This is a genomic window from Chryseobacterium sp. VD8 (assembly GCF_037149975.1).
GTDB lineage: Bacteria > Bacteroidota > Bacteroidia > Flavobacteriales > Weeksellaceae > Chryseobacterium > Chryseobacterium indicum.
The window spans coordinates 17,794-27,339 of the sequence record NZ_JBBCQL010000038.1; the positions used below are offsets into that span (position 1 = coordinate 17,794).

Below are 9,546 nucleotides of genomic sequence, written 5' to 3' on the forward strand. Positions count from 1 at the left end.
TTTTACGTTTTTTGCAGCCATCGGTGAAGCGTACTTTTAGGAATGGAATATTCCTGAATAATTTCATTATGAGTCATTTCTCCGGATAGTATTTTTCCGATAATAAACTCTTTAATCTCCTGTGTATAAATGTTTTTCCTGAAATAAGGAATTTTGTCCGATTTGGTTTTTGTTTTGTCGACAGCAGAAGGCGGAGCATATAAAATAAGGTGAGAACTATAGATTCTGAAGAAATCATACTCCAGAAGTTTAGAACATCTTAGTAAAAGATCTGTTTCTATTGATGCGCTTTCGAAAATTTTATCAATAGCTTTCTCATCTTTTTTTAGAAAACTACACATTCTTTCTTTACTAACTTCCAGTTCGTTAGCTCTCTCTTTAATAAACTGTCCTATATGTATGTCTTTGTATAGCATAGGTTTTTTTAAGCCTTAGTGATTAATAAGCAATTTACAGTCCGAAATCATAAAAATAAAGAAAATAAAAACTTCAGCATAATAATATTATACACGTTTTAATAATTGGTGTAATATTAAATCAGAGTAAAAGCCCTGCCAAGAATTAACTGCAAATAATATATCGAAATTTAGATAAAGAATTCATGCTTTATATTGCATCACCCTCATTTATTTCTGTCCCTCATTATTCAATCAGTAAAACTTCAATATTCCGGACTTTTATAAGCACCAATAATATTTTCCGTTAAAATTTCATCATGTAAACTCTTTTTTTAATAATTTTAAGATCGTTCTTTTCACTTTATTTAATTAATCATCAATAATTGAATTAAATATTTAGAAAAAATACTAACTTCTCTGAAATCAAATATAGAAAAAATTGGATTCAGTCCAAAAGAATGAGGTATAAAATTTTGTAAAAATCTATTTTTAGTTAAAATTTAATTAAATATGTGGTATGTATAGTGAAATATTATATTCCGCTATATTTGAAGAGACAACAATTTAAAGAGAAACATATTGTGAAATATTTAAAGTAGATCCCATAAAAATTGGACGGGAAATTTCAAGTCTATATCTTTGTTGCCAATATAAATATAAAAAGAAAAACTTCATCCGGAGTTACATTGCCTTAAGGGTTTTATAAAGCTGTTTTCGGATAAAAGGAAATAGAAAACACTCTTTTTAAAGTTATTATTAAATCCTTAAACTTCATTTTTTAATGAAAAATACTATTAAACTTTTCGACTTTTCGCAAAAAATCAATTTCAAAAATGAGCTTCTTGCCGGATTTACCGTTGCCATGACCATGATCCCAGAATCTTTGTCTTTTGCAATTCTTGCAGGACTTTCTCCTCTAACGGGTTTATACGCTGCTTTTATGATGGGATTGGTTACTGCAATTTTCGGAGGTCGTCCCGGAATGGTTTCCGGAGGTGCAGGTGCCACAATCGTGGTTTTAATTACATTGATAAAAACCCACGGCGTTGAATATCTTTTTGCCACAGTTGCTATGGCAGGAGTTTTCCAAATGCTGGTCGGAGTTTTCAGGCTCGGAAAATTTGTAAGGTTAATTCCTCAGCCTGTAATGTACGGCTTCCTGAACGGTCTTGCTGTTATCATTTTCATGGCACAGGTAGAACAGTTTAAAATTACCGATGCAAATGGCGCTGTAAGCTGGCTGCAGGGTTCTTCCTTATATATAATGTCAGGCTTAACAGCTTTAACGATTGCTATTGTTTACTTTTTCCCGAAAATCACCAAAGTTGTCCCTTCTTCTTTAATTGCTATTTTAATTGTTTTCGGAGTGGTTGTTGGTTTTGGAATTCATACAAAAACTGTTTCGGATATTGCCCACATCAGCGGAAATTTGCCTAGTTTCCATATTCCGAAAATACCTTTTTCATTAGAAACCTTACAGATTATTTTTCCTTATGCTTTAATTATGGCAGGAGTGGGTTTAATTGAATCTTTGCTGACTTTATCTATGGTAGATGAAATTACCAATTCAAAAGGAAACACCAATAAAGAAGCGGTAGCCCAAGGTTTAGCCAACGTTACCAACGGTTTTTTCGGCGGAATGGGAGGCTGTGCAATGGTTGCGCAGACTTTAGTGAATCTGAATGCGGGTTCCAGAGCCAGACTTTCCGGAATTATCGCATCCCTCACCATATTGGTAATTATTTTAGTAGGAGCTCCGTTTATTGAAAAAATTCCGATGGCGGCTTTGGTTGGTGTCATGATGATGGTCGCGATCAGTACCTTTCAATGGGTTTCCATCAGTATCATTAATAAAATGCCGAAATCTGATATTTTTGTAGGAATTACAGTGGCATTAATTACCATTATTCTTCACAATCTTGCTTTGGCAGTTTTGGTTGGAGTCATAATTTCAGCTTTGGTCTTTGCTTGGGATAATGCGAAGAGAATTCGCGCCAGAAAATATACAGACGAAAATGGTATTAAATATTATCAGATTTCAGGACCGCTGTTTTTTGGTTCTGTGACCACTTTTATTGATAAGTTTGATCCTGTAAACGATCCGGATCAGGTAGTCATCGATTTTAAAGAAAGCCGGATTGTTGATATGAGTGCAATTGATGCTCTTGATAAACTCTCTAAAAAATATGCACAACTAAATAAAAAACTCCATTTAAGACACTTAAGTGAAGACTGCCGCCAAATGCTGAAAAATGCAGAAGCCGTAATTGAAGTGAATATTCAGGATGATCCGACGTATAAAGTGATGCCGGAGAAGTAAGAGTTTTTTTGAGTTGGAGGGTTGGAGAGTTTGAGTGGTTGAGAGGGTTTTGAGGCTGGAAGATAGAAGGTGGGAGGTGGAAGATGGAAGATGGAAGCGTGATGATGGAAGTTTAGAAATACTCCGCAAACATCTGAAAAAATCCGTGCAATCTGTGGGAAATAAAATTTTGGATAAACTGGAAGCGCGGTGATGGAAGTTTAAAATTCATGCAAATACTCGTGTAATCTATAGAAAATAAAAAATCTGCAAAATCAGCAGGAGAAAAAAACAATTCATTATTGATAGTTCATCAATAACCCAAACAAGGACTGCAAAAATAATTTACAGCCCTTGTCTTTTAGGTTACTAATGTATTTGCGATGAAATCAGGCACCAAAGTATAGTGCGACAGCTTCATGCTGATCGAAGCTCTACCGCTCGTTAACGTTCTCAGATCAGAAATATATCCGAAAGTAGAAGCTAAAGGAACTTCTGCCGTGAAAATTTTTCTTCCTGATTTTTCATCAATCGAAGTGATGATTCCTCTTCGTTTGTTGATATCCGCAGTCACCGCTCCGGTATAATCTTCAATCGTTTGAATCTCAACTTTCATGATGGGTTCCATTAATTTAGGTTTACAGGATTTTCCGATTTCCCGGAAACCATCTCTCGCAGCCATTTCAAAATCCTGAGCATGAGAATCATTACTGTGAGTAGATCCGTCAAGAAGCGTAACTTTCATGCTTTCCAGAGGATAACCCTGCAATGCTCCGTTTTCCATTGCCTCACGGAAACCTTTTTCAACAGACGGAATAAATTCATTCGGAATTACTCCTCCTTTGATCTGATTAATGAATTCCAGACCGATTCCATCATCATTTCTCGGTCCGATTTCAAACGTGATGTCCGCAAACTGTCCGCTTCCGCCATTCTGTTTCACTAGTTTTTCACGGTGCGTTCTGGTTTCGGTTAAAATTTCCCTGTAAGAAACTTTAGGTTTTCCCTGATTGATTTCAATTCCATGATTCAACCTGATTTTTTCTAAAGTAACTTCAAGATGCAATTCTCCCAAACCGCTCAGTAAAGTTTCGCCCGTTTGCCGGTCTCTTTCCACGAATAACGATGGATCTTCTTCCTGAATTTTCGCTAAAACCAATCCGAAAGATTTTTCATCTGCGTTTGTTTTCGGTTCAATAGAAACCCTGATTACCGGAGCCGGAATCGTGATGGATTCAAGTAAAACAGCCCGTTCTATAGAAGATAAAGAATCTCCTGTTTTCGCATCTTTTATCCCTGTTAAAGCCACAATATCACCGGCTTTTCCTTCCTCAACCGTTATCGTTTTGTCCGACTGCATCTGCAAAATCCTCGAAATCCTGAAACTTTCACCTGTTCTAACATTTTGAATTGTGTCACCGGATTGTATACATCCCGAATAAATTCTCAACATCGAAAGTTTACCCATATGTTTATCAATCACCACTTTGAAAACCAATCCTGAAAAAATTTCCTCTTCATTTCTTTCCAGTTCAACCGTTTCTTCTGTTTTTGCATCTTTTCCTATCACAGAAGGCAACTGATCCGGTGAAGGAAGATAACTTACAATTGCATCAAGCAAAGGTTGTACTCCCTTGTTCTTAAATGCAGAACCACATAAAACAGGTACTAAATTTCTCGACTGAGAAGCTCTTTTTATGGCTTCAGTAATCATTTCCTCAGCAATTTCTGTTTCAGAATCCAGAAAATATTCAAAAAACTGTTCGTCAGATTCCGCTAAACTTTCCATTAGTTTTATTTTCCATTCATGAGCTTCAGCGATGTAAAGTTCCGGAATTTCTTTTTCCACAATGGTTTCTCCGTTTTCGTCAATCCAGTACAATGCTTTTTGCTTAATTAAATCGATAACACCTTCGAAACGGTCTTCAGAACCCATCGGAATTTGTAACACTAAAGGAACTGCATTCAGTTTTGTTTTAATTTCATTTAAAACTGCAAAGAAATCAGCTCCGATTCTGTCCATTTTATTAATGAAACAAATCTTTGAAATTCCATGTTTCTCAGCCTGAAACCAGACATTTTCCGTTTGTGGCTGAACTCCCGAAGAAGCGCAGAAAACTGCCACTACGCTGTCCAGAACTCGTAAAGAGCGTTCAACTTCCACCGCAAAATCAATGTGTCCCGGAGTATCAATTATGTTGATATCGAAGATATTGTCATCTTTTTTCCACTGGGTAGAAATCGCAGCCGAAGAAATCGTAATTCCCTTGTTTTTCTCCTGAATGTCTTTATCCATCGTGGTATTTCCTTCATCCACGTTCCCTATTTTATGGATCATTCCCGTGTAATAAAGAAGTCTTTCCGTGAGTGTGGTTTTTCCTGCATCGACGTGCGCTATAATCCCTATATTTCGTGTGTTGTATTTCATTTTGTTTAATTTAAATTGTTGGTTTTTAAACTTCTGAAATAATGTTGATGATGTTTTTGAATTTTTTTGAAGCAAAGATTTATTAATACTTAAGCTAAGTTCAAGCTGGCAAAGATTAAATCAATAAAATTGATTTTAAGAAGCATGCTTCATCAGCGACCTTGTCGCCATTCTTTGCTCACTAAAAATATTCAGTTTAATTATAAAAAACTTTGCGTTTAAAAGAAAATTTTCAATACTTCATCATCGAACAACAGAAGTTTTCCGAATGTAAAAGCTGAAAAGTAGGGTAGCAAAAAAGACCTATCTGAAACAGACAGGCCTTCGTTTTATTTTAGTTTTATAAGGTCGATCGTTATTCAGATAAATATTTAGTGCTACCAAAGTACACAGCTCTGATAGGATTGCTTAAAGTGATTATATTTATCATTTTTGTTGACATTGTTGATTGTTAACCGGTTGCAAAACTAGAAAAAATATTTTAACAGCAAAAACTTTTTTTCATTTTTTTAAAACGACAAAAATAAATGCTGAGTGTCAAATTATTTTTAACGCGATAATCGCCAGGTTTTGTTCAATTCTTTGAAAACATTTTCGTTCGCCAAGGCACTTCGTTCAGCAAATAACAGCATCATGCCTTGGCTGGGTGAAACGCCTTTGCGAACGAAAAATACCCACAATAATTTCAAAAAATCTTTGAGGACTTTGCGTTTAAAAAAGAATTTTTTCGCTATCAGATATTAGATTCAAATTGCGGATAATCATAAAAATTTCTTAAAACACCAAACTACATTTATACATTAATTTAAAAATTCTATCTTTGGGAGGAATTGGCAATTTTTAAACACGAACCATGAAAGAAAATAATAACCATTTAAAACATCTTTTTCAAGAAAAAAGCTAAATAAAATTTTAACTGTACCATTTTGAAAACAGATATAGACATCCACAATCACTCACATTTTTCTTTTGATTTGTGGCTTACTTTAATAAAATCTCATCCTGAATTTAAAGCAAAAAGAGTTGAGCTGTTCTCCTCATTTTTTGACGTAAAAAAACCGATTGACGAAGTTGCGAAAGTCGTAAAATATTATGATGATCTTTGCAATTCTATCAATGAAATAACGGGAGGAAATATAGACACTTTTGAAATTTATTTATTAATTTTAAATGCACTGGAAGTAGATGTAAAACAATTGAGTAAAGAGCAACTAAACGAATTTTATCAGAAAAGCGAAGACTTATTTTTAGAGTATAAACCTGTTGTTATTTTTGAAAATTTACACCAGTTTTTTGATGAAATTAAAAATCAGGGAAAGACGATTAATATACTGAGCAATACAGGCTTCATCAAAGGAAAAACGATGAGGAAATTTCTGAGGATTGAAAATCTGGATCAGTACATTGATTTTCATATTTATTCAGATGAAATGAACTGTTCCAAACCCGATCCGAAAATATTTCAGGAAGTTAAAAATTTACTACCCAATCAGGATTTAGATGTAAAGCAGGTTTTACACATCGGAGATAATCCTTTCGCGGATTATAAGGGCGCAAAGGATTTTGGTTTCAATGCACACTTACTTACACACAAAATATAATTTATGAACAAAAGATACAGCTTACACCACATTCATTCGGCGGATGAATTTACTTTTTCACCCGAAGAATACAGCTATTTCAAATATGGCGATAAGTCGTATGCTGAAAAATTTGCAAAGGAATTATTCGAAGGATTTGTTTCTTCACATGAAGATATTTTAAATATAGATAAAGAGATTGTGGTATTGCCAAGTCCTTATATGGCGATTCCTACCGCTTCTAATTTTTTATGTTTTTACTTTAAGAAGCATTTGGATTTTTATTTGTTTCAGAAAGGAAAAAAATCAAGCATTTTATCGAAAATTAACAGAAATCATACCTATACGACTGATTATGGAAATTTAAGTTTTGAAGACCGTAAAAATCTCATCGCGAACGATACTTATTATCTGGATAAAGATTTTCTTAGAGGAAAACTTTGTATTTTTATAGATGATATTAAAATAACAGGAAGCCACGAGTTTACGGTGAATAAAATTCTTGATGAATATAAGGTTGAGGCAGATTTTTTATTCATGTATTATGCTGAGCTGATGAATTTCGATCTTGATCCTAAAATTGAAAATTACTTTAATTATTACGCAGTGAAAAGTGTAGAAGATATCGCAGAAGTAATGGGAAAGCCTAGTTTTCAGTTCAATACACGAATTGTAAAATATATTTTAGGCTTAGATTCAGGTAATTTTGAGTATCTTTCGTCTAAAGTAAAAAAGGAACTGATGGATAATCTGCTGGAACTGGCAATCAGCAACAATTATCATTTAATAAAAGAATATAAAAACAATATAAACACTTTAACACAAACCGAATTATATTATGGCTATTAACTTACAGAAAGGACAGAGAGAAAATATAAACGCACCGAAATTTACGGTTGGTCTTGGATGGGACATTAACAATACATCTACCGGAACGGCTTTCGATTTGGATGCTTCTTTATTTTTATTAGGTGAAAATAAAAAGTTAATTTCAGATAATCATTTTATTTTTTACAACAATCTGGAGTCTCCGGACAAAGCAGTGATTCACTCTGGTGATAATCTTACGGGAGACGGTGCAGGAGATGACGAGCAGATTAAAATAGACCTTACAAAAATTGATGCTGCAGTGAAAGAAATTACTGTTGTGGTAACGATTCACGAAGCAGATTCAAGAAGACAGAACTTCGGACAGGTAAGAAATTCTTTCATCAGAATTTTCAATACAGATACCAACGAAGAAATTCTGAAATATGAATTAGATGAAGATTTCTCTATCGAAACCGCAGTAGAATTCGGAAGAATCTACAACAGAAACGGAGAGTGGAAATTTGAAGCAGTGGGAGCCGGACAAAGAGAAGGGCTTGAAAAATTCGTATCAATCTATCAATAATTTACCATGGACAATCAGGAAAATCAACCTATAGATCCGCTTGGATCGATCGAACCTTTAAAGACTTTTGAACCGACTCCGATGGCGCCGCCACCAGGTATAGCTACACCAAGTACACCTCCTGCCCCATTGGTAGACAGAGACGGAAATGTAAATCTGAATCAGCTGAAAACAGATGAACGTCAGAAATATGAAGCCCTTGCAGATTCTATCGACGAAACCAATCCGGGATCGATCGTTAATTTCGGGGCAGACCTTCAGAGAACATTATCCAACCAAAGTGACAGTTTCCTTGGAAATGTAAGGAGATCAAATTCCGGTGAAGTCGGAGAATTGATTAATAATTTATTAGTCGAGCTGAATTATGTAGATGTTGAAGAATTAAATCAAAATAAATTCAAAAGTTTTTTAAGCAAATTGCCTTTCATGAAAAGTGTCATGACGCAGATCGAGAATTTATTTGCGAAATATGATAAAATTATCAACAACATCGATCAGATTGCTTATAAAGTAAACGCAGGAATCATTACTTCCACGAAAGATAATGCTGTTTTGCAGACTATTTTTGAAAGCAATGTGAATGCAATTAAACAGATAGAAGAACTGGTGATTATCGGAAACCTGAGAATTGAAAAAGCGGGAGCAGAATTAGCGCACATGGAAGCCAATACTCAGGAATTTCAGGATTATCAGATTGCGGATAAGAGAGATTTTATTGCAAGATTAGACAGAAGATTGGCGGATCTGAAAGTAGTTCGTTTAATCATGATGCAGTCGCTTCCTCAAATCAGGCTGGTTCAGAACAACAACGTTTCGATTGCAGAAAAAGCGCAGACGATTTTAACAACAACGTTGCCGCTTTGGAAAAATCAGCTTTCACTGGCAGTGGCGATGTACAGACAGCAGCAAAGTATTGAAATTCAGCAAAAAGTTTCGGCTACAACAGAAGAAATTTTAAGAAAGAATGCAGAACGTCTTGGGCAGAACTCCATTAATGTTGCCAGAGCGAATGAACAGACGATCGTTTCTGTGGAAACACTGAGAGAAACAACTTCAAAATTAATCAATACATTGAACGAAGTGAAGCAGATCCAAAAGCAGGGTGCAGAAGGAAGAAGAAAGCTGGATCAGGATTTAATGACTTTGGAACACGAATTAAAAGCAAACGTAAGAGGATAATAACGAGAGATAAAAAGTGAATGATGATGCTGTAAACATATTGTCTCAGAGCAAAAGAAGATTAACCAAACTTAAACTTCTCGCGAATTTTTTTGAAAATGTTGATATAATTTCGATCTACATTAAGACAGATATTATCCATAATCTTTTTCAGGAAAATAAGGGACTCGATTACAGCAAACTGGAACTTTTTCATCTTCAGTACACCGACAGTCTTATTGAACTTTTAACCAAAATTAAAAGACAGAAAGAAAATGAGATGTTGGCGG

General features: G+C 34.8%; 7 protein-coding genes and 1 pseudogene. 6 read left to right on the forward strand and 2 right to left on the reverse strand.

Going from position 1 to position 9,546, the window contains the following annotated elements; translation table 11 throughout:
• Window positions 1–2 precede the first annotated feature (2 nt).
• Entirely contained in the window at window positions 3–416 is a 414-nt protein-coding gene (locus WFK35_RS06520) for a transposase (protein WP_336731925.1), read from the reverse strand.
• Window positions 417–1,179: 763 nt separating this feature from the next.
• On the opposite strand from WFK35_RS06520, the gene WFK35_RS06525 reads away from it, so the two are divergent.
• Window positions 1,180–2,718 (forward strand): SulP family inorganic anion transporter, encoded by a 1,539-nt coding sequence (locus WFK35_RS06525; protein ID WP_336731926.1) that lies wholly within the window; start codon window positions 1,180–1,182, stop codon window positions 2,716–2,718.
• 340 nt (window positions 2,719–3,058) lie between these two features.
• On the opposite strand, the gene fusA is transcribed toward WFK35_RS06525, so the two are convergent.
• Entirely contained in the window at window positions 3,059–5,125 is a 2,067-nt protein-coding gene (gene fusA, locus WFK35_RS06530) for an elongation factor G (protein ID WP_336731927.1), read from the reverse strand.
• A 926-nt stretch (window positions 5,126–6,051) separates the two neighbouring features.
• On the opposite strand from fusA, the gene WFK35_RS06535 reads away from it, so the two are divergent.
• From WFK35_RS06535 to WFK35_RS06555, 5 genes and pseudogenes are all read left to right on the forward strand, one after another.
• Window positions 6,052–6,726 carry an HAD family hydrolase gene (locus WFK35_RS06535; protein WP_336731928.1) on the forward strand — a complete coding sequence of 225 codons (675 nt, stop codon included), beginning with the start codon at window positions 6,052–6,054 and terminating at the stop codon, window positions 6,724–6,726.
• A gap of 3 nt (window positions 6,727–6,729) precedes the next feature.
• Window positions 6,730–7,554 (forward strand): phosphoribosyltransferase family protein, encoded by an 825-nt coding sequence (locus tag WFK35_RS06540; RefSeq protein WP_336731929.1) that lies wholly within the window; start codon window positions 6,730–6,732, stop codon window positions 7,552–7,554.
• Window positions 7,544–8,098 carry a TerD family protein gene (locus WFK35_RS06545; RefSeq protein ID WP_336731930.1) on the forward strand — a complete coding sequence of 185 codons (555 nt, stop codon included), beginning with the start codon at window positions 7,544–7,546 and terminating at the stop codon, window positions 8,096–8,098. Before WFK35_RS06540 ends, WFK35_RS06545 begins: the two co-directional genes overlap by 11 nt.
• A gap of 6 nt (window positions 8,099–8,104) precedes the next feature.
• Window positions 8,105–9,277, forward strand: a complete 1,173-nt coding sequence (locus WFK35_RS06550; RefSeq protein ID WP_336731932.1) for a toxic anion resistance protein — start codon at window positions 8,105–8,107, stop codon at window positions 9,275–9,277.
• 16 nt (window positions 9,278–9,293) lie between these two features.
• Window positions 9,294–9,546, forward strand: a pseudogene (locus tag WFK35_RS06555) (hypothetical protein); the annotation flags it as partial.

Excerpts from the sequence above, each read along its gene's own strand:
- WFK35_RS06520 (WP_336731925.1), bottom strand. The coding sequence starts at position 416 with ATGCTATACAAAGACATACATATAGGACAGTTTATTAAAGAGAGAGCT.
- WFK35_RS06525 (WP_336731926.1), top strand. The coding sequence starts at position 1,180 with ATGAAAAATACTATTAAACTTTTCGACTTTTCGCAAAAAATCAATTTC.
- fusA (WP_336731927.1), bottom strand. The coding sequence starts at position 5,125 with ATGAAATACAACACACGAAATATAGGGATTATAGCGCACGTCGATGCA.
- WFK35_RS06540 (WP_336731929.1), top strand. The coding sequence starts at position 6,730 with ATGAACAAAAGATACAGCTTACACCACATTCATTCGGCGGATGAATTT.
- WFK35_RS06545 (WP_336731930.1), top strand. The coding sequence starts at position 7,544 with ATGGCTATTAACTTACAGAAAGGACAGAGAGAAAATATAAACGCACCG.
- WFK35_RS06550 (WP_336731932.1), top strand. The coding sequence starts at position 8,105 with ATGGACAATCAGGAAAATCAACCTATAGATCCGCTTGGATCGATCGAA.